The sequence below is a fragment of the Kribbella hippodromi genome, assembly GCF_039531045.1.
GTDB lineage: Bacteria > Actinomycetota > Actinomycetes > Propionibacteriales > Kribbellaceae > Kribbella > Kribbella hippodromi.
Genome location: NZ_BAAAPH010000011.1, coordinates 148,148 through 168,796 on the forward strand (window position 1 = coordinate 148,148; position 20,649 = coordinate 168,796).

The 20,649-nt window shown below is 67.1% G+C and carries 17 protein-coding genes; 9 read left to right on the plus strand and 8 right to left on the minus strand.

Translation table 11 applies throughout. The annotated features are described in order from the left end of the window. Window positions 1–92 precede the first annotated feature (92 nt). Window positions 93–797: a helix-turn-helix domain-containing protein gene (locus tag ABD260_RS18640; RefSeq protein ID WP_344234861.1), complete on the plus strand. Its 705-nt coding sequence runs from the start codon at window positions 93–95 to the stop codon at window positions 795–797. A gap of 23 nt (window positions 798–820) precedes the next feature. Beyond that, window positions 821–1,846: an aminoglycoside phosphotransferase/kinase family protein gene (locus ABD260_RS18645; protein ID WP_344234862.1), complete on the plus strand. Its 1,026-nt coding sequence runs from the start codon at window positions 821–823 to the stop codon at window positions 1,844–1,846. Here the strand turns inward: ABD260_RS18645 and ABD260_RS18650 are convergent. The 6 genes from ABD260_RS18650 to ABD260_RS18675 are packed head-to-tail and all read right to left on the minus strand — an operon-like array spanning window position 1,830 to window position 8,851. Beyond that, window positions 1,830–3,713 carry a hypothetical protein gene (locus ABD260_RS18650; protein ID WP_344234863.1) on the minus strand — a complete coding sequence of 628 codons (1,884 nt, stop codon included), beginning with the start codon at window positions 3,711–3,713 and terminating at the stop codon, window positions 1,830–1,832. The two genes, ABD260_RS18645 and ABD260_RS18650, sit on opposite strands and share 17 nt — an antisense overlap. Before the next feature lie 3 nt (window positions 3,714–3,716). Next, window positions 3,717–4,775 carry a glycoside hydrolase family 130 protein gene (locus tag ABD260_RS18655; protein WP_344234864.1) on the minus strand — a complete coding sequence of 353 codons (1,059 nt, stop codon included), beginning with the start codon at window positions 4,773–4,775 and terminating at the stop codon, window positions 3,717–3,719. Between the two features lie 17 nt (window positions 4,776–4,792). Next, the gene (locus tag ABD260_RS18660; protein WP_344234865.1) at window positions 4,793–5,611 is read right to left on the minus strand and encodes a carbohydrate ABC transporter permease; all 819 of its coding nucleotides are present in this window, start codon (window positions 5,609–5,611) and stop codon (window positions 4,793–4,795) included. Further along, window positions 5,608–6,504, minus strand: a complete 897-nt coding sequence (locus tag ABD260_RS18665; RefSeq protein WP_344234866.1) for a carbohydrate ABC transporter permease — start codon at window positions 6,502–6,504, stop codon at window positions 5,608–5,610. Before ABD260_RS18665 ends, ABD260_RS18660 begins: the two co-directional genes overlap by 4 nt. After that, window positions 6,501–7,766 (minus strand): extracellular solute-binding protein, encoded by a 1,266-nt coding sequence (locus tag ABD260_RS18670; protein ID WP_344234867.1) that lies wholly within the window; start codon window positions 7,764–7,766, stop codon window positions 6,501–6,503. Before ABD260_RS18670 ends, ABD260_RS18665 begins: the two co-directional genes overlap by 4 nt. A 29-nt stretch (window positions 7,767–7,795) precedes the next feature. Continuing rightward, window positions 7,796–8,851: a LacI family DNA-binding transcriptional regulator gene (locus ABD260_RS18675; protein ID WP_344234868.1), complete on the minus strand. Its 1,056-nt coding sequence runs from the start codon at window positions 8,849–8,851 to the stop codon at window positions 7,796–7,798. A gap of 275 nt (window positions 8,852–9,126) precedes the next feature. On the opposite strand from ABD260_RS18675, the gene ABD260_RS18680 reads away from it, so the two are divergent. Genes ABD260_RS18680 through melA form a run of 6 tightly spaced genes read left to right on the plus strand, consistent with a single transcriptional unit; the run spans window position 9,127 to window position 15,231 of the window. Next, complete coding sequence (locus ABD260_RS18680) at window positions 9,127–9,945, plus strand: endo alpha-1,4 polygalactosaminidase (RefSeq protein WP_344234869.1); 819 nt, start codon at window positions 9,127–9,129, stop codon at window positions 9,943–9,945. 34 nt (window positions 9,946–9,979) lie between these two features. Then, window positions 9,980–11,266 (plus strand): ABC transporter substrate-binding protein, encoded by a 1,287-nt coding sequence (locus ABD260_RS18685; protein WP_344234870.1) that lies wholly within the window; start codon window positions 9,980–9,982, stop codon window positions 11,264–11,266. Next, entirely contained in the window at window positions 11,236–12,186 is a 951-nt protein-coding gene (locus tag ABD260_RS18690) for a carbohydrate ABC transporter permease (protein WP_344234871.1), read from the plus strand. Before ABD260_RS18685 ends, ABD260_RS18690 begins: the two co-directional genes overlap by 31 nt. After that, window positions 12,183–13,001: a carbohydrate ABC transporter permease gene (locus tag ABD260_RS18695; protein WP_344234872.1), complete on the plus strand. Its 819-nt coding sequence runs from the start codon at window positions 12,183–12,185 to the stop codon at window positions 12,999–13,001. The genes ABD260_RS18690 and ABD260_RS18695 overlap by 4 nt, the downstream gene beginning before the upstream one ends. A gap of 5 nt (window positions 13,002–13,006) precedes the next feature. Then, complete coding sequence (locus ABD260_RS18700) at window positions 13,007–13,945, plus strand: carbohydrate kinase family protein (protein ID WP_344234873.1); 939 nt, start codon at window positions 13,007–13,009, stop codon at window positions 13,943–13,945. Continuing rightward, window positions 13,942–15,231, plus strand: coding sequence for an alpha-glucosidase/alpha-galactosidase (gene melA, locus ABD260_RS18705; protein ID WP_344234874.1), 1,290 nt, complete (start codon window positions 13,942–13,944; stop codon window positions 15,229–15,231). Before ABD260_RS18700 ends, melA begins: the two co-directional genes overlap by 4 nt. A 40-nt stretch (window positions 15,232–15,271) precedes the next feature. Here melA and secA read toward each other — a convergent pair whose 3' ends face one another. Together secA and ABD260_RS18715 are read right to left on the minus strand one after the other, a co-directional pair. Continuing rightward, window positions 15,272–18,268 (minus strand): preprotein translocase subunit SecA, encoded by a 2,997-nt coding sequence (gene secA, locus ABD260_RS18710; RefSeq protein ID WP_344234875.1) that lies wholly within the window; start codon window positions 18,266–18,268, stop codon window positions 15,272–15,274. Window positions 18,269–18,451: 183 nt separating this feature from the next. Then, window positions 18,452–19,663, minus strand: coding sequence for a winged helix-turn-helix domain-containing protein (locus ABD260_RS18715; protein WP_344234876.1), 1,212 nt, complete (start codon window positions 19,661–19,663; stop codon window positions 18,452–18,454). 145 nt (window positions 19,664–19,808) lie between these two features. On the opposite strand from ABD260_RS18715, the gene ABD260_RS18720 reads away from it, so the two are divergent. Then, the gene (locus tag ABD260_RS18720; RefSeq protein ID WP_344234877.1) at window positions 19,809–20,618 is read left to right on the plus strand and encodes a S1 family peptidase; all 810 of its coding nucleotides are present in this window, start codon (window positions 19,809–19,811) and stop codon (window positions 20,616–20,618) included. Window positions 20,619–20,649: the final 31 nt, after the last annotated feature.

A 20,649-nucleotide genomic window follows, 5' to 3' on the forward strand; every position in this document is an offset into this window, starting at 1 on the left:
CCACCATCGCGAACGGGTGGGGCGGGTTCCACCATCCTCGTCCGGTGGAGTACTAGGCGCAAACTGTCGGTGGGGCGTTGCAGACTGGATGGGTGATCGAGGTGGAGCCGTATCGGGAGCGGCCGGCGCTGGTGGCGGGGGCTGAGTTGTGGACCCGGACTGCTGAGGGCGGTGAGTTCCGCATCCTGCCGGACGGGTGCATGGATCTGATGCTCATCGACGGTGCCTTGTACGTTGCCGGGCCGGACAGTCGGGCCTGGACGGGTGAAGCGCCGCGCGGAACCAAGTACGCGGGCGTCCGCTTCGCGCCGGGCTCGGCGCCTGCGTTCCTCGGCGTACCGGCACGAGAGCTGTTGAATCAGCAGGTGCTGCTCGGCGACCTCTGGTCACCGAACCGGAGCAGGCGGTTAGCGGACCGCATCCGCTCGGCCCCGGACCCGGCGACTGCGCTGGACCAGGAGGTGGCCAAGCTGGTCGACACACCGCCGGACAGGTTGATCAGCCAGGTACTTCGCAGCGTCCGCGACGGGCTGCTCCGCGGTAGCGCCGGTGTCTCGCGTCTGGCCGGTGCGGTCGACCTGAGTGAGCGCCAGCTGCACCGCCGCTGCCTGGACGCTTTCGGGTACGGACCAAAGATGCTCGACCGGGTGCTGTGGATGAACGTCGCACTCGACCACGCCCGTACCGGACTCGCTCTTGCCGACGTCGCCACCCGCACCGGGTACGCCGACCAGGCGCACTTCACCCGTGACGTGAAAGCACTCACCGGCCTGCCGCCAAAACTCCTCCTGAGCTGACCCACGTGCCAGCATGACTCCTTATGACCGGTGAGATCGGCACAGCGGCGCTAAGGCACAACCCACTCAACGCAGTCACCGCCAGCGTCGAACGGGTCACGTACGCCGACGGCCGCACCGCAGTACGCAAGGAACTCCGCGCACCCACCGAAACCACCGGTCCATGGGCAGCATCAAAAGACCCACGGCACTGGAACTACTGGCGGCGTGAGGTCGAGGTGTACCGCGACCAAAAGCTGCGCGCCGATCTCGCGGAAGCCGGACTGCTACTCCCCCAAGCCGAGGTCGAGGAGCACGCGGACCGCGCTGTGCTGCTGATGGAGGACATCGGCGGCACCCCGGGCACTCAGTTCGGTCTTGCGGAGCATGCGGCGCTGGCGCGGGCCTGCGGTCGCTGGCAGGCGCGCCCGGTCGCGGACCGTCCGTGGACCTCGCGCGGGTTCATCCGCGACTACTCCACGACCCGCGACGTACCGTGGCACCTGCTGGCCGACGACGCAGCTTGGAAGCAGCCGATCATCCAGGAGACCTGGCCAAGCGAACTGCGCGAAGCCTGGACGCACCTGGTCGCACACCGCGACGAGCTGCTCGACCTGGTCGCCGCACTGCCGCGTACGCAGTGCCACCTCGACTTCTGGGTATCCAACGTGATCCAGCGCCCAACCGGTGAGCTAGCGCTCTTCGACTGGTCGTTCACAGGCGACGGCGCACTTGGTGAGGACATCGGCAATCACATCCCGGACGCGGTGTTCGACCTGTTCTGGCCGGCTGAACAGATGCCAGAGCTAGCCGACGCGTGTGTCTCCAACTACCTGGACGGTCTGCAAGACGCAGGGTGGCGTGGCGACTCCGATCAGGTCCGGCTGGCGGTGATGGCCTCTGGAGTGAAGTACGCCTGGCTGCTGCCCGGTTTGCTCGGCCGCGCATCCGATCTGACGCACAACGCCTACCACCGCGAGGTGGACAGCCGGCAGCTGTTCCACCAGCGGGGGCAGGCGTTTCTGTTCGTCGCCAACTGGTGCGCGGAGGCGCTCAGAACACGACGGTGAAGCCGCCGGGTTGTACTACTGCCCGCCCCTGCCCAACCAGGTTGCCAGAGCTGTCGTACGAGTACGCCCGCGCGCCCGGGATGCTGACAGTACGTGCGACCTTGTCAACGCTGACCAGCAGCGTGCTGTTGCCGATGCGGAGACTGCTGATCAAAGGCAGCAGGAGCAGCGCATCCAGCTGGACGGAGCCGATCGCGCGCGCAGTGAGGGTGGTTGCCCGCGATGGCAGGGGGCTGCGGAGGGTCAGAGGCAAGAGAGCGCCGGGAGCCGCGGAGATGCCCTGTGCGCCGCCGCGGTGGTTCAGCGTGCCGATTGTCTGATTGCCGATTGTCCACAAAGTCTGCGCTGGAGTCTCGGTCAGATTGACAACCGGCAGCACGAGGCGTGGCTGCGCAGCGGCGGGTACGGTCCAGTTGGCCGAATCGTTCCTTAGGGACAGGTACGACCCGTTGCTCCACTGCGATTCACCGGTCCACGCGGATGGTGGGGTGACAACCTCGCCACCGGTGGCTGATTCGGCTTCGATGATCTGGAGGCCGTCGTAGGTCGGTGTGCCGGACAAACGCCGAAGGTCTGGATTGGCGTCGAGGGCGAGCATGGAGAGCTGGCCGTGGATGGTGGATTCGGCGCCCGAGTTGTAGTTGATCGTGCCGTCGCCGGAGATGCCGTCATAGGTACGGCCGGTGGTCCGGTCGTACATGGGCTGGCCGGCGTGGTTTGCGCCGAAGTACCAGGCCGCGACGAAGGCGGCGAGGTGGCGCTGGCCGGGGCGGTTGACCGCTAGAAGTGCCTGCAGGCGGGCGTCGACCCCGTACGCGATCTGAGACCGGTCGATCGGCACCGGCAGCCAGCCGTTGTCCGGGCCGCCGGAGGTCAGTAGCAGCGGAGTAAATCCTGCCGTGTCTCCAACTGCAGGACCAAGAAGGTGCTTCTGACCGAGAGCGGATGCTGCAGCCGCTAGGGCGCTGGGCATTTGGGCACCCCAAGCGTGCCAGTCGGAGATCGACTCGGCCCACGGCATCAGCGCGCGGAACGGCCATTCACGCGCCGACCCCGCAGCCATCGACGCGATCCCCTCAGCAAACCGAGCCAGCGCCTGCCGAGCTCGCCAAGACCCACCAGCCCGCACGTACGCCGCCAACCCCAGCACGGCCTCCGACGTAGCGTCCGCCCCGTTCACAATCAGCCAAGCAGGCAACCGCCGACCATCAACCACGTTGTACTGGCCGTACCGCACCAGCACCTGCCGCTCCAACGCACCAAGAGCAAGCTCAAGCCGCGACCGCAGGAACGCCGCAAAAGCGGGATCAACCTGCCGGAACGCCGCGTACCCCTCCCCCAACGCCCAAACAGTCCGAGCCAACCAGTACGACGGCCCGGAGTCAGACGGATCCGGCAACTCGACCGGTTCAGCACTCGGGTTCAGCGTCCCATCCGGCTGCATCCACAACACGACGTTGCCGTTCACGGACTGCAGAAAGGTCAGCCCGCGCAACAACTCCCGAGCAGCCTCCAACGATGTCCGCTCCCGAAAGAGCGCCCAGTGGCGTACGTACACCACAACCGCCCGCGCGATGTCGTCGGCGTTGTAAGCCCCCTGCCCGTACGTGTCGGTCGCAGCATCGTACGCACCACCGCCAACGCGCTTGTACCCGCTGTCCCGCTCGGCGTACGTCCACAACACCCCGACAGGACCCGAGCCGTACGTACTGTGCCCAGCCACCACGGGCGGACTGACCGAAGCCCGCAAATAGTCGAGATGCGCAAGATTGGACAGCCGAGTCGCAGCACGGGCAGGCAGAGCGGACGACGCAGCAACCGGAACCGCAAGCGCGGCGCCGAGGACGGTTCGGCGGGTGGGCTTCATGGTCTACTCCGTTCGATCCAGGCGGGCGACACCGATGGCGGCATCGGCCATCCCGTAGAACACGTACTGGACGCCGTCGACCTCCTCGATGGCGGTGGGGAAAACGACATTGCCGACCGTGCCGACCTTCTCTTCCTCGGTCTCCGGAACCATCAGCGGCTCGGCCGTACGGGCAATCACCCGCGTGACATCAGCGGGATCGAGAATCAGTGCGCCGGCCGCGTACCGGACCTTCTGCGTGGTCGGATCGAAACCCGCGGGCTGCTCACCGGTCACGCCGTGATGAATCACCAGCCACCCCTCCGGCACCCGCAGCGGCGCCGGACCCGCACCGATCTTCAACTCCTCAAAGGGATGCTCCGACATCGCGACCAACCGGTGATGCCGCAAATGAACCAGGTTGCGTACGTCGGCCTCGACCTCCGCGACCGGAACGAACGACACCCAAATCCCCGGCCGGTCGTCGGTCACCCCAGCCGGCAGATGCACGCCCTCCCCCTCGCGGAACCAGCCAAGGTCCCACATCGGCCGGTGCAGCATCGCGTACGACAGCTCACCGTCCGGACCAGGCACCGGCTCCGGAAAGAACACCGTGTCCTTGTTCGGAAACAGGTTCAAATCGGTGTCCAGCGAGGGCTGGTACTCGAAGTGCAGTGGCCCCAGCCGTCGCCACTCGCGCAGATCGGACGACACCGCGAGCGCCGGCTTCGGCCCGAGCGGTCCGTACGCGACGTAGGTCATCACATGCAGCCCGAGCGACGGCACGTACGTCACCCGCGGGTCCTCCACGCCGGCGTTGTTCTTGCCGCGCTCCCACCCCTCGTCGGGCGCAAGCACAACCCCCTCGCGGCGTACGCCGGCCGGGACGCCGTTGTCGAGCACCACCTCGGCCAGGCCGACCCGGGATACGTTGCCAGCGGCAACCAGCCGGGGCAGCAGGTACAACTTCCCGTCGGGAGTATGTCCGGTGGCCGGGTTCAGCACCCCCTCGGCCTCGAGGTCGTTGCCCGGCTCGGCCGTCATCAGTACGCCGACGCGGGTGAGGGTATAAGGAACAGTCACGGAAAGCCCTTCTGGAATTAGCCTTTGACGCCGGATGACAGGTTGCTGGAGATGAACCGGCGCTGGAAGATCACGAACAATGCAACGGCGGGAGTGGCCAGTACGCACGCCCCGGCGAGCACCGCGCCGAACGGATTGGCCGCCCGAGCCGACACGGTGGTGAGGTAGTTGGACAATGAAACTGCGAGTGGCTGCAGGTCCTGCTGCTTGGTAATCAGGAACGGCCACAAGAATTCGTTCCATGGACCGATAAAGGTCAGCAGCACGCCAGTCAACAGAGCCGGCCGGACGAGCGGTACGGCGACGCGCCACAGAATGCTCAACTCCGAGGCCCCGTCGATCCGGGCCGCGTCGAACAGCTCGGCCGGCAACTGCAGGAAGTACTGCCGGAAAACGAACACCGCGGTGGAGTTGATCAGGAACGGCAGGATCATCCCCAGGTACGAGTCGGCCAGCCCATAACTGCGCACGATCAGTACGTACAACGGAATCGTCAGCAACTGGAACGGAACCACCTGGATCAGCAACATCAGATTGAACACCAGGCCCCGCCCGCGGAACTGCAGCCGCGCCAGCGCATAACCCGCGAGTACGCCGAACACCAAGGTCCCGAGGATCACACCACCGGTGAAGATGCCCGAATTGATCAACGACCGCCCGAGATCGATCGCCTTGTTGATCTCGGCGTAGTTGTGCCCGGTCAGGTTGCCCGGCTGCGGAAACGCGCCGCCGACCGACGGGTCCGGCTCCCGCTGCAGCGAGCCGATCAGCATGTAATAGAACGGGAACAGGAACACAAACGCGCCGATCAGCAACGCGACGAACTTGCGCTTCACGCGTCCTCCTTCCCGACGAATTTGCGTTCGATCAAGGCCAGCAACAGGACCCCGATCACCAGCAGGACGCCGATCGCGGCCCCGACATCCGGGTTTCCTTGCTCGATTCCGCGCTGGTACATGATCAGTACCGGCGAGGCGGATGCTCCGTCCGGACCACCGCCGCCGGTCAGCAGGTACGGCTCGGTGAACAGGTTCGCGCCGGTGACGGTCGCCAGCAGCACGACCAGCGTGGTCGCCGGCCGCACCCCCGGCACCGTCACGTTGAGGAACGACTTCCACCGTCCCGCGCCGTCCATCGACGCGGCCTCGTACAGGTCCTTCGAAACGTTCTGTAATGCGGCCAGATACAACAGGATGAAGAAGCCGAGCTGTTTCCAGGTCACGTAGATCGCCACCGTCGGCATCGCCAGTCCCGAGTTCACCAGCCAGGACGGGTCCGGCGCGAGCGGCCCGAGGACCGAATTGACCAGCCCGTTCGAGTTGAACAAGAACAGCCAAACCCCGACCACCGCAACCGAAGCGGTGACATAAGGAACGTAGTACGAGACCCGGAAGAACGTACGCCACCGGATCGCCGCGTTCAGCGCATTCGCGAGCCCCAACGACAGCACAACCGTCAAGGGAACGTTGATCACCAGGAAGATCAGCACATTCCCGAACGCACGCCGGACGGCCGGATCCGACAACACCGTCACATAATTGGCGAACCCAACGAACGGCCGATCCACGACCGCACCCGGCGCCGCGAAGAAGTAGTCATGGAACGACATGTACACCGCGAACCCGAGCGGATACGCGAACACCGCGGCCAGGAACACGACGTACGGCGTGACGAACGCGGTCCCGATCGGATGCGCACCGAAGACCCGAGCCAGCGGCCCACGCCTCATGATTGTTTGACGAGTTCGTCGACCTTCTGGGCAGCGCCGTCAAGGGCCGCGCCGGTGTCCTGCTGCCCGAAGATCACCGACTTCGAGTACGCGTCCCGGAAGGTCTGCCAGATCGTGATCGAGTTCGGTACGTTCGGCACCTCGACCGTACGCGACGCCTGATCCGCGAAGCCCTTGTAATCCGGGTTCTTGGCGAAATAGTCCGCGTACGTACCAGCGACGTCCTTGCGCAGCGGCATCTGCCCGGTCGCGGCCAGGAACTTCCCGTCCTGCTCCTTGCTGGTCGCAAATTTCAGTACGTCCGAAGCGGTGCCACGGTTCTTGCAGGCGGAATACATCGCGACGTTCTTCGCGTCACTGAAGGTGTGAATCTCGCCCGGCGCTTTCCCGCTCGAGGTCGGCACCGGCACGACGCCCCAGTCGACCTTGCCCTTGTACGTCGCGATCGCCCACGGACCGACCACCGCCATCGCGGCCGTACCGTCGACGAACGCATCCCCGGTGTACTTCTCCGGCGACGCCAGCTTGTCCTGGTACATGGTCCGCCAGAACTCGGCGACCTTCTTCCCCTCGTCCCCGGCGAACTGCGCTTTGCCATCGGCAACCAACTGCTTGCCACCGGACTCGGCCGCGAACAACGGGTAGAAGTCGAACCAGGACTGGAAGAACTCGTTGCTCGGCGCCGGATAGATGGCGAACTTCGCCGCCTTCGAGGCCACGATCTTCCGTGAGGTCGCCAGGAACTCGTCGTACGTCTTCAGCGAAGGTTCAGTGATGCCGGCCTTCGCGAAAACCTTCTTGTTGTAGAAGATCATCACCGGGTTGGACTTCCACGGCAGCTGGTAGTACTTCCCGTCCGGCGACTTGTACTGCTGCGCCACGTCGCCGGAGCGCTCCTCGATGTACGAGGCATCCAGCGGTACGAGACCGCCCTGCTTCTGGAACTGCGACACCGAGGCCGGTGACGTGTTGAAGATCAGGCACGGCGCGTTGCCGGCCGTGATCGCGGCCCCGATCACCTCTTCGGACGACTTCCCGGTCGGGATCTCCTGCGCGGTGATCTTCTGGTCCGCGTGCTCGGCGTTCCAGGCCGCGACCATTTGCTTGCCCCAGGCCACTTCCTCGGCGTTGTTCGAGTACCAGATCGTGATCGGCCCGCGGGCCTTGGCGGCAGCGTCGGCGTCACCAGCGCCGCCGCTGCTTCCACACGCGGCGAGCGAACCCGCCAGGACAACGGCCAGCAGGCCGGCTTGGAGCTTCATAGGTCCTCCTAGGGGCCTAAAACAGGTGCCTAAACAGGTGGCTGCGCCGGGGGCTGCCACCGGGTCTGCACAGGGGGTGCCGCGGTGGAGCGGCGGCGGACGAGCTGGGCGGGCGGGAGCTCGACGTCAGGGATCTCGGTGTCACCGTCGACGACCCGGTTCAGGGTCTGGGCGGCGGCGACGCCGAAGTGGAACGGATCGGCCCGGACCGTGGTCAGCCCGGGGTGTACGTACTCGGCGAGCTCGCTGTCGTCGAAGCCCGCGATGCTGAGGTCGTCCGGCACGGTCAGGCCGGCTGCCTGCGCGGCGCCGAGGCCCGCGATCGCCATCCGGTCGTTGGCGTACACGATCGCGGTCGGCGGCTCCGGCAGCGCGAGCAGCCGCCTGGTGGCCTCGATCCCACCGGCCGCGGTGAAGTCACCGGCCTCGACCGCCACCGGCTGCAATCCGGCCGCGGTCAAGGTCTCGACGAACGCCGTCGACCGAGTCGCCGCGTGGACGAACTCCGACGGGCCGGCCACATGCGCGATGCGGGTGTGCCCGAGCTCCAGCAGGTGCTGGACGACCGCGACGATGCCAGGCCGGTCGTCGAGCACCACGGCCGGGAACGGCGACTCACCGTCCGGACGGTTCAGCGTGACCGCCGGAAGCCCGAGCTCGACCAGCAAGTCGATCCGCGGGTCGTCGTACCGGAGGTCGGAGAGGAAGACGCCGTCGACCCGGGCGTCCCGCGCGAGCCGCTGGTATCCGTCGGCCTCCGAACCGTCGGCGACCACCTGCAGGACCAGCGCCTGACCGTGCATGGACAGCACGCTCTCGACCCCGGCGATGAACGCCGGGAAGAACGGGTCCGACGACAGCACGGCCGGGTCCCGGGTGATCACCAGGCCGAGCGCGAACGCCTTCGAGACCGACAGCGACCGGGCCCGGTTGCTCGGCCGCCAGCCGAGCTCGTCGGCGGCCGCGAGGATCTTCTCGACCGTCGCGCCGGCCAGCCCGGGCCGCCCGTTGAGCGCGAACGAGACCGACCCCTTGGACACCCCGGCACGCCGGGCCACATCCGCGATGGTCGGTCGTTTCGTCACGCGATCCTCCGTTTAAACCGGTTTAAACGCCATTCAAACCGGTTTAAACCGACGCTGTCAAGGCTCAGCGCACTGCGCAGTACCGCAAACTGCCGCCGGTTCCGCGCACTCGTTTGCAGCCGACCGCTTGACTGCGTACCCGGCGGATCGCTTAACTGGTCCGCAGTGACGCACCCAGCCGGTACCAGGCCGACGGCCTGCAGTCCGGTTTTCCGGCGCCAGGGTGGTGGTGAGCCCGAGGCGGGGTCGCGTCCCCGGGACCGATGGAGCCAATCGTGTCCAGACTCGCCCGCCGCCTGCTGACCATCGTGTCGGCAACCGCGGCCACCGCCCTCGTAGTCACCGCAGCCACCTCCGTGCTGACCCGCAGCCGCGCCGACGCGGCCATCACCCTCCCACCGACGCACGCCAAGTTCGACTACCAGATCGGCGGCGCGTACGCCCCACCCGCCGGTGTCCAGGTGGTCACCCGGGACCGGACCGCCGCACCGGCGGCCGGGCTCTACAACATCTGCTACGTCAACGCGTTCCAGGTGCAGCCCGGCGAAGAAGGCCAGTGGGCCGCCGACCTGCTGCTCCGCGATGCCAATGGCAACGTCGTGATCGACCAGGACTGGGGCGAGGCGCTACTCGACCTGCGCACCGCCGACAAGCGGAACCGGATCGCCGCCAAGGTCAACGGCTGGATCGACGGCTGCGCGGCCGCCGGATACCAGGCGATCGAGCCGGACAACTACGACAGCTACACGCGCTCCAAGAAGTTGCTCACGGCAGCGCAGGCCAAGGCGTACCTGACCTTGCTGGCCACGCACGCGCACTCGAAGAACCTTGCCATCGGCCAGAAGAACACCTCCGAACTGGCCGGTGACCGGAAGACCGTCGGCCTGGACTTCGCCGTCGCCGAGGAGTGCGGTCAGTACAACGAGTGTGGCGAGTACGTCAGTGCCTTCGGCAACAACGTGATCGTGATCGAGTACACCGACAAGGGCCGGAAGACGGCCTGCGCGCAGTACGGTGGCACGCTGACGATCGTGCAGCGCGACGTGGACGTCTCCACGCCGGGCGATTCCGGGTACGTCCGCAAGACCTGCTGATCCTCCCTCATCCTGCACCTCTCTGGAGACCGTCATGTCTCGAACCCTGTCCCGCCGCGACATCCTCCGGGCCGCGGCCGCTGCCACCGCTGCCGGCACCTTGGGTGCCTGTAGCAAGAACGACGACGGCGCCGACCCGAACGGCGTGGTCACGCTCGACCTCTGGCACGGCCAGGTCGACCGCGGTAAGGCCGCAATCGACGCCCTGATCAGCGCGTTCAACCAGAGTCACCCGAATATCAAGGTGGTCGGTGGCGGTGGCGGCGTGACCGCGGACAGCATGCTCCAGAAGGTCACCGCGGGCTTGGCGGCGGGGTCCTACCCGGACATCGCATACATCTTCGGGTCGGATCTCGCCAGCCTGACCAAGTCCCCGAAGGTCGCGGACCTGACCGGGCAGCTGAAGATCGACGACTACTGGCCGGCCGCGAAGGACGCGGTCAGCGTGAAGGGCAAGGTCCGGGCCGCGCCGGCCCTGCTCGACTCGCTCTGCGTTGTGTACAACAAGAAACTGTTCGCCGCGGCCGGCGTACCGGTGCCGAAGGCAGGCTGGACCTGGGACGAGTTCGTCAGCACCGCGAAGCAGCTGACCAACCCGGCGAAGGGCGTCTTCGGTACCGGTTGGCCGGGCGTCGGCGACGAGGACACGGTGTGGCGGATCTGGCCGATGATCTGGGATCTCGGCGGCGATGTGGTCAGTGGTGACGGCAAGAAGGTCGGCTTCGATTCGGTCGGTGCGCAGGCGCTCGGCACGCTGGACCGCTTGCGTACCGACAAGTCCTTGTATGTCGACCCGAAACCGGGCAGCGAGCAGCTCTACCAAGTATTCCTCGGCGGCCGGATGGGAATGGTTGCCACCGGCCCCTGGCAGCTCCCCGAGCTGAAGGACAACGGCTTGGAGTACGGCGTCGTACCGCTGCCGTCCTACTCCGGCAAACCGGTGACGATCTCCGGCCCGGACACCTGGACGGTCTTCGACAACGGCAAGGCGAAGGTGAAGGCGGCTGCCGAGTTCGTCACCTGGCTGGCCGATCCGGCGCAGGACATCCAATGGGACATCAAGGGCGGCAGCCTCCCGATCACCAAGGCGACGGCCGAGCTGCCGCAGTGGAAGCAGCATTCGGCGGCGACCAACGGTCTGGACGTCTTCGTCACCGCGCTCGACACCGCCAAAGTACGGCCGACCATCTCGACGTACCCGCAGATCTCGCAGCACATGGGCGAGGCGATCGCCTCAGTGTTGCTCGGGAAGCAGAGCCCGGCGGACGCCCTGAAGCAGGCCGTCGACAAGTGCAACCAGGTGCTGGCGGTGCCGAGCTGATGGCCAGCGTGGTCGGCACGTTCACCGTCGATCCACGCAGCCGGGCCGCCAAGCGGCGCGCCCGGGGCGAGGGCGCGACCGGCTGGGCGTTCGTCAGTCCGTCGGTGGTGATCATCCTCGGGCTGAGCGTCGTACCGGTGTTGTGGTCGTTGCTGTTGTCGTTCCAGGTGAACGACCTGGTGTCGCCGAGCGAATGGGTCGGCCTGGCGAACTACAAGGCGCTACTGAAGGACCCGGCTTTCGGTTCGGCGGTCACGCACACGCTGATCTACACCGCCTTGTACGTGCCGTTGAGCGTGATCGCCGGCTTGGGCATCGCGATCGCGCTGGACCGGAAGATCGCGCTGATCGGGTTGTACCGGACGCTGGTTTTCGTACCGTTCGTGGTGTCCGCGGCTGCCCAGGGCGTCCTGTTCTCGTTCGTACTGGACCCTGAGTTCGGTGTGGCGAACTCGCTGCTGCACAAGGTCGGACTGCCCGCGCAGGGCTTCTTCAGTGATCCCGGTCAGGCGCTGTACCTGCTGGTCGCGATCTCGTTGTGGAGCGGTACGGGGTTCTGCGTGATCGTCTATCTCGCCGGCCTGCAAGGTGTTTCCAGCGAGCTGGTCGAGGCCGCGCGGATCGACGGCGCCGACCGTTGGGGCGTACTGCGGCACGTCACACTGCCCGCGCTGACACCGGTGACGATCTTTCTGCTGCTGTTCCAGACCATCAACGCGTTGCAGGTGTTCGACCTGGTGTTCGTCACCACGAAGGGCGGCCCGCTCGGGTCGACCACAGTGATCGTGTACTTCATCTGGGAGAAGGCGTTCAAGACGTTCACCGCCGGTTACAGCGCGGCAGCCGCGTACACGCTGGCCGTTGCGCTGCTCGTGATCGGTGCCGCGCTGCGGATCTACCGGCGGAGGGCGGCACAATGAAGCGACTGCCCTTCAGCGCTTGGCATCTCGTCCTCGCACCGCTCGCGTTGCTGTTCGCGCTGCCGCTGGTCTGGCTGCTGGTCAGCTCGGTGATGAGCAACGCGGAAATCAATCGGTTTCCACCGGCGCTGGTTCCCCACGGCATCAAGCTCGACGGCTACCGGTACGTGCTCGGAAACGCCCTGTTTCCACGGTGGTTCCTGAATTCGTTCATCGTGTCCGCGATCGCGGTGACGGCGAACCTGGTCCTCGGGTCCCTCGGCGGGTACGCGTTCGCGCGCATTCGGTTCGCCGGGTCGAAGATCGTCCTCGGGCTGATGCTGGCGACGATGGTGATTCCGTTCCAGCTGACGATGATCCCGACCTTCCTGGTGATGAAGCAGCTCGGGCTGATCGACACTCTCGGCGCGCTGATCGTCCCGTCCCTGGTGACTCCGCTGTCGGTGTTCCTGTTCCGGCAGTTCTTCGTCTCGCTGCCGCGTGAGCTCGAAGAAGCAGCCTGGATCGACGGTTGCGGGCGATTGCGGATTCTGGTGTCGATCGTGCTGCCGCTGGCCCGGCCCGCGTTGAGCACGGTCGCCGTCCTGACCTTCCTCGCCACCTGGAACGACCTCACCTGGCCGTTGATCGCGATCAACAGCGATTCCACGTACACCCTCCAGCTCGGACTCACCACCTTCCAGGGACAGCACCACACCCAGTGGTCGGCGGTGATGGCCGGCAACGTGATCACGGTGCTGCCGGTCCTGCTGGGGTTCCTCCTGGCGCAGAAAGCGTTCATCCGCTCTCTGGCCTCCACCGGACTCAAAGGCTGACAGATATGAGTTTTGACCTTCTGGTGATCGGCGACGCGAACCCCGACGTGGTCGTCGGGCCCGTCGACCAGCCGATCCAGTTCGGCCAGCGGGAACGCCTTGTTCCTTCCGGCTCTCTAGTGCTCGGCGGTTCGGCATCGATCATGGCCTGTGGGGCGGCGCGGCTCGGGCTGCGGGTCGCGTTCGCGGGACGGGTCGGCGACGATCCGGCCGGCGACTTCGTCCGTACGTCGCTGGCCGACCGCGGCGTGAACGTGGATGCGCTGGTCGTGGACGACACGCTGCCGACTCCGCTGACCACGATCCTCACGTCCGGAGACGACCGCGCGATCCTGACGTCCCCCGGATGCTTACCCACGACAGCGGCGGAGGATGTGCCGCCCGCCTTGCTGCGGTCGGTTCGGCATGTGCATGCGGGGTCGTTCTACCTGATGCCCAAGCTGGCGGCCGGGCTGGCGGGAATCTTCAAAGAGGCGAAGGCCGCGAAGGCGACCACCTCACTCGATCCGAACGACGATCCGGCCGGCCGATGGGACCGGATGGTGCTCGACCCGGTGTTGCGGGTGACGGACTACTTCCTGCCCAACGCGGCCGAAGCGCTGGCGCTCACGGGGCATCACTCGGTCGAGGACGCCGCCGGCATCCTCGCGCGCCGGATGGCTCGCGGCGGAACGCTCGTCGTCGTCAAGAACGGCTCAGCCGGGGCGCTGGCACACGACGGTTCCAAGGTAATCACCGCACCGGCGGCGAAGGTGGACACGGTCGATGCGGTTGGCGCGGGTGACAGCTTCGACGCCGGCTGGGTCGCCGCGGTCCTGAGCGGCGCCCGTCCCGACCGTGCACTGGCCATCGCCACCATCTGCGGCTCCCTCTCCACCCGCTCCGCCGGCGGCACCGCCGCCCAACCAACCTGGGACGACGCCCTCGAAAGGCTGACCGCATGACCAAGATCGCGTTCATCGGTGCGGGCAGCGTGGTGTTCACGCAAGGGCTGCTCGCGGACTTGTTCGAGCTCGACCTGGGCCCGCTGCAGATCGCGCTGCACGACATCGATCCGGAGCGGCTCGACACAGCCGCGGCCGCCGCGGCGTACATCGCTCGGGAGCGTGGGGTGACGCCGCGGATCAGCACGCACCTCGAACGCCGGGCGGCGCTCGACGACGCGGACTTCGTGATCAACATCGTCCAGGTCGGCATGAACGCCGCCACCCAGATCGACTTCGAAGTCCCGGCCCGCTACGGCATCCGGCAGACGATCGGCGACACACTCGGCGTCGGCGGGGTGTTCCGGGCGCTGCGTACGTTCCCGGTGCTGCGCGCCCTTGCCGCCGACATCGCCGAGGTCTGCCCGGACGCGTGGCTGCTCAACTACACCAACCCAATGGTGATGAACGTCTGGTACCTGAAGGCTCTCGGCGTACGCAACGTGGTCGGACTCTGCCATTCGGTGTACTGGACGATGCAGGGACTGTCCGAGCTGGTCGGCGTCCCGTACGAGGACGTCCGGTACCTGGCCGCCGGCGTGAACCACCAGTCCTGGGTGCTGCGCTTCGAGCGTGGCGCCGAGAACCTGTACGACCGGCTGGACGAACGCGTCGCCGCGGATCCCGAACTGCGCCGCCGGGTCCGCGTCGACCTGTACCGCCGCCTCGGGTACTACCCGACCGAAACCAGCGAACACTCCGCGGAGTATGTGCCCTGGTACCTCTCGCACCCCGCCGAAATCGATCGCCTGAGACTGCCCATCGGTGCGTATCTGGACATTGTCGCCGAAAACCTGGCCTCGTACGAGCAAACCCGCAGCGCGTTGAAGAGCGGTGAGCCGGTACCGGTGGAGCCCACGATGGAGTACGCCCCGCAGATCATCCACAGCATCGTGACCGGCACGCCGCGCACGGTGTACGGCAACGTACCGAACACCGGCCTGATCTCCAACCTGCAATCCGGAGCAGTCGTCGAAGTCCCTTGTCTGGTTGACGCTTCAGGCGTTCAGCCAACAGCCGTCGGCGCCTTGCCCGCACAGTGCGCCGCCGTCAACCGCTCGTACCTGAACGTCGCCGAACTCACCGTCCAGGCCGCGCTCGACCAGGACCCACTGGCCATCCGCCAAGCCGTCATGCTCGACCCCGCGACCTCGATCCCGGTCGACCAGATCTGGGCCCTGTGCAACGACCTGGTCCTTGCCCACAACAACTATCTGGACCCGTCGTTGCGGGTGGCACTCACGTGAGAAGGGCCGGTCCTAGCGGACCGGCCCTTCAACACACTGCTCAGAACTTGTAGGCGTCCGACTGCGGGTCGCCGTGGCAGCGCTTGTACTTCTTGCCCGAACCGCACGGGCAGGCGGCGTTGCGCGGCGTACCCGCGTACTCCAGCTTGCCGTCCTCGACGGCGTCCTGGTGCACCGAGACCTCGTCGTCGCCGTCGATCGTCGGCGCCGAGTAGGTCAGGCGCTGCTGCGGACGGCTTCCGTCGGACAGGCCCTTGGCCCGCAGCCGCGGCGTGTCCCGCGGGCGCGGGGTGTCCTGCGGCCCTTCCTCACCGTCCTCGGCGGTCCGGCCGGCGAACTCCGCGACCGGCGCGCCGGGCTTGAGGATGTCCTCGATCCGGCGGCCCTCCAGGCCTTCACCGTTCGGGTCCAGGTCGGCCAGCTGCGCCTCGTCGGCGAGCGCCATCTCGGCCCGCATCGCCTCGATGTCGACCTCGACGTTGAAGATGAAGCCGACCGACTCCTCCTTGATCGACTCCATCATCGAGGCGAACATGTCGTACCCCTCGCGCTGGTACTCGACCAGTGGGTCGCGCTGCGCCATCGCGCGCAGGCCGATGCCCTCGCGCAGGTAGTCCATCTCGTACAGGTGCTCGCGCCACTTCCGGTCCAGCACGCTCAGCACGACCCGGCGCTCCAGCTCGCGCATCGCCTCTTCGCCGAGCAGCTCCTCGCGCCGCTCGTACGCCGCGTTCGCGTCCTCCAGGAACCGCTCGATCAGGAAGTCCTGGGTCAGGCCGGCCTTCTCGCCGCCGGCCTCCTCGATCAGGTCTTCCTCGGTCAGCTCGGTCTGGTACAGCGTCCGCATCGCGGTGAACAGCGCGTCCAGGTCCCAGTCCTCGGCGAACCCGTCGGCGGTCGCGCCCTGGACGTACCCGGTGACGGTCTCCTCGAGCATGTCGTGCACCTGGTCGCGCATGTCGGCGCCCTCGAGCACGCGGCGGCGCTCGTCGTACACGACGTGCCGCTGCCGGTTCATCACGTCGTCGTACTTGAGGATGTTCTTCCGGGTCTCGAAGTTCTGCGCCTCGACCTGGCCCTGCGCCGACGCGATCGCCTTGGTGACGACCTTGTTCTCCAGCGGCTGGCTGTCGTCGTTGTTCCGCGACATCGCCCAGTCGACCATCTCGCGCTTGAACAGCCGCATCAGGTCGTCCTCGAGGGACAGGTAGAACCGGGACTTGCCCGGGTCACCCTGGCGGCCGGCGCGACCGCGGAGCTGGTTGTCGATCCGGCGCGACTCGTGCCGCTCGGTGCCGAGCACGTAGAGGCCGCCGAGCGCGCGGACCTCCTCCTGCTCCTCCTTGACCTGCTTCTCGAACTGCTCGAGCACCTTCGGGTACTCCGCCTCGTACTCCTCGACGTCCTCGGCCGGGTCCAGGCCGCGGGCGCGCAGCTCCTTGTCGGCCAGGAACTCCGGGTTGCCGCCGAGGATGATGTCGGTACCACGACCGGCCATGTTGGTGGCCACCGTGACCGCGCCCTTGCGGCCGGCCTCGGCCACGATCGCGGCCTCGCGCGCGTGCTGCTTCGCGTTCAGCACCTCGTGCTCGACGTTCTCCTTGAGCAGCTGCCGGGACAGCCGCTCCGACTTCTCCACCGAGGTGGTACCGACCAGGATCGGCTGCCCGGTCGCGTGCACCTCGACGATGTCCTTGACCACCGCGTCGAACTTGGCGTCCTCGGTGCGGTAGATCAGGTCCCGCTCCTCGACCCGGATCATCGGCTTGTTGGTCGGGATCGGCACCACGCCGAGCTTGTAGACCTTGGAGAACTCGTTCGCCTCGGTCATCGCGGTACCGGTCATGCCGGCCAGCTTGTTGTACAGGCGGAAGTAGTTCTGCAGCGTGATCGTCGCGAGGGTCTGGTACTCCTCCTTGATCTCGACGCCTTCCTTGGCCTCGATCGCCTGGTGCAGGCCCTCGTTGTACCGGCGGCCGTGCAGCGTACGCCCGGTGTGCTCGTCGACGATCAGCACCTCGCCGCCCTCGACCACGACGTAGTCCTTGTCCCGGTGGAACAGGTCCTTCGCCTTCAGCGCGTTGTTCAGGTAGCTGATCAGCGGGGTGTTGGCCGACTCGTACAGGTTGTCGATGCCGAGCCGGTCCTCGACCTTCTCGATCCCGCGCTCCAGGATCGCGACCGTCCGCTTCTTCTCGTCCACGTCGTAGTCGGCGAGCCGGCGCTTGGTCTCGTCGATCTCCAGATCGGTGACCCGCGGGTTCTTCTTCTTCAGCTCGGCCTCGTCGGCCAGCGTCCAGGCCTTCAGCGTGTTCGCGATCCGGGCCATCTCGACGTACCAGCGCTGCGAGTCCTCGGCCGGGCCGGAGATGATCAGCGGGGTCCGGGCCTCGTCGACCAGGATCGAGTCCACCTCGTCCACGATCGCGAAGTTGTGCTCGCGCTGGACGCAGTCCTCGATGCTGCCGGCCATGTTGTCGCGCAGGTAGTCGAAGCCGAACTCGTTGTTGGTGCCGTAGGTGATGTCCTTGTTGTACGCGATCCGGCGCTCGGCCGGGGACATCTCCGGCAGGATCACGCCGTAGTCGAGGCCGAGGAAGTGGTACACCCGGCCCATCCACTCGGCCTGGTACTTGGCCAGGTAGTCGTTCACCGTGACCACGTGCACGCCCTTGCCGGACAGCGCGTTCAGGTAGGTCGGCATCGTCCCGACCAGGGTCTTGCCCTCACCGGTCTTCATCTCGGCGATGTTGCCCAGGTGCAGCGCGGCACCGCCCATGATCTGCACATCGTACGGCCGCTGGTGCAGGGTCCGCTTGGCGGCCTCCCGGACCACCGCGAACGCTTCCGGGAGCAGCGCGTCCAGGGACTCCCCGTTCTCGTGCCGCTGCTTGAACTCCGCGGTCTGCCCGCGCAACTCCTCGTCGGACATGCCGACGAAGTCGTCCTCGATGGAGTTGACCATCTTCGCGATGCCCTGCAGCTGGCGGAGGATCTTGCCCTCGCCGATCCGCAGGACCTTGTCGACAACCTTCATGGTGGGGAGTTCTCTCCTTGCTGCTGAAGCCTGGAAGCGGGCGTCGCCGCATGGCACGACCGACCCGACGGAGGGCGTGCGTCCCCCATCGTACGGGGCGCGCTGTGCCAAGCCACGCCCGCAGCGTGCCGCAGAGGGCATTTGTCCCACGCTCAGGCGGGCCGGAAAGTTCCCAGGGTGGTCTCAGGAACCGCGCAGGGCGTCACTCAGCGCGGGCGCCAGGTCACCGCCGCCGGCCACCCGGACCTGGTCCAGGCCGAGCCAGCCGGCCAGCTGGACGAGCTCGGCGGCCAGCTCCTCCGCGGTCTCGGCCGGCGCCTTCGGCTCCGCGTGCGCCGACTGCACCAGCAGCACCCCGCCGGGCCGGTCCGCCTTCAGGTCGACCCGCGCCACCAGCCGGTCACCGAGCAGGAAGGGCAGTACGTAATAACCGTGCACGCGCTTCTCGACCGGTACGTAGATCTCGATCCGGTACCGGAAATCGAACAGCACCTCGGTGCGGGTCCGCTCGTACACCAGTGAGTCGAACGGGCTGACCAGGGCGCGCGCGTTCACCCGGCGCGGCAGCCGGGCGTCACGATGCAGGTACGCCGGGCGCTTCCAGCCGTCGATCCGGACCGGGAGCAGCTCACCTTCCTCGACCAGCTCCGCGATCGCCTGCAGCGTGGGCTCCGGCGCCGTCCGGAAGTAGTCCCGCAGGCACTGCGCCGTCGCCACCCCGTGCGCCTTGGCGGCGATCGACACCAGCCCGCGGTGCGCCTCGTCCAGCGACGGCGTCGGCGTGTCCACCACCGCGCGGGGCAGCACCCGCTCGGGTACGTCGTACATGCGCTCGAACTGCTGGTTCCGGCGGGCCACCGTGATCTCGCCGGCGAAGAACAGGAACTCCAGCGCCCGCTTCACGTCCGACCAGTTCCAGCCCCAGTGGTCCTTGGTCCGCTCGACGTCGTCGTCGATCTCCCGGGCGGTCAGTGGCCCGTGGGACTGGACATCGGCGAGTACCTGCTTGACCAGGTCCGGCCGTTCCTTGGCGATCGACCGCGGGCCGCCCCACGCTTCGGTGGTCGCACGCGCCATCCGCCAGCGCATCAGCGGGTGCGTCTCGACCGGGATCAGCGACGCCTCATGCGCCCAGTACTCGACCAGCCGCCGCGGGGCCTTCCCGGCGGCGCGGTCCAGCACCTCCCGCGGGTACGGCCCGAGCCGGGAGTACAGCGGGAGGTACTGCGCGCGGCTCAGAACGTTGACCGAGTCGATCTGGATCAGCCCGATCCGCCCGAGCACCCGATTCAATGCCCGCGCATCCGGCACCCCCTTCGGCCGCGGATCCATAAACCCCTGCGCCGCGAGCCCCACCCGCCGTGCCTGAGCCGTAGACAGCACCTGAGAAGTCATGCCGGGATTCTTCCGGATGGCACCGACAGTCCGGTGGGCATAACTCGGGAGTTACCGAAAGTGGGAGGTGTGCTACGGATGGTGTTCGGGGAGTCTGGCGGGGAGGCCGTCCGCCCGTGCGGCCCCTATTTCCCTGGAGTGAGGCATGACAGCAAAGATGCATGTGATCCGTGCTGCCCTGGCGGCCGGTGTCCTGACTGTGGCGTCGATTGGCGCGGTGGCGTTGTCCGGGTCGGCGTCGGCGGCGCAGCACCCGGGTGGGCCGGTGAACCGGATCGTCGGCGGCACCATCGCCCACACCGCCGACGCGCCTTGGGCCGTCGCGCTGAACAACAGCGGCTCGCCGTCGCCGAGTGGTCAGTGGTGCGGTTCGACCCTGGTCAAGGCGAACAAGATCGTCACCGCGGCCCACTGCGCACAGGAGGCGGCGTCCACGTACACCGCGATCCAGGGCCGGGACGTGCTGACCCAGACGGGCGGCAAGGTGTCCAAGATCAGCAGCATCTGGGTGGACCCGCAGTACGGCAAGTCGTCCGCGCACGACGTCGCGGTGATGACGCTGGCGACGCCGTTCGAGGGCGTGGCCACGCTGGCGCTGGAGACCGACAAGGCGGTCGACAAGGCCGGTGCGGCCTCGGTCGTGTACGGGTGGGGTTCCACCGAAGGCACCGGCCCGGAGGACACATTCCAGAAGGTGGCCGTGCCGGTCCTGGGCGACGCGTACTGCCAGAAGGCGTACGCGAGCGAGGGCTACACCGCAGACGGCGAGATCTGCGCCGGCTACGAGCAGGGCGGCAAGGACTCCTGCCAGGGTGACTCCGGCGGCCCGCTGGTACTGAACGGCCGGCTGTTCGGCGTCGTCTCCTGGGGCGTCGGCTGCGCGGACGCCGGCAACCCGGGCGTGTACGCGCAGGTAGCCACGTACGCCACTGAGCTCCAGCAGCAGATCGGCTAGCTCGCGCCAGGTGTGACGAAAGGGCCGGGCA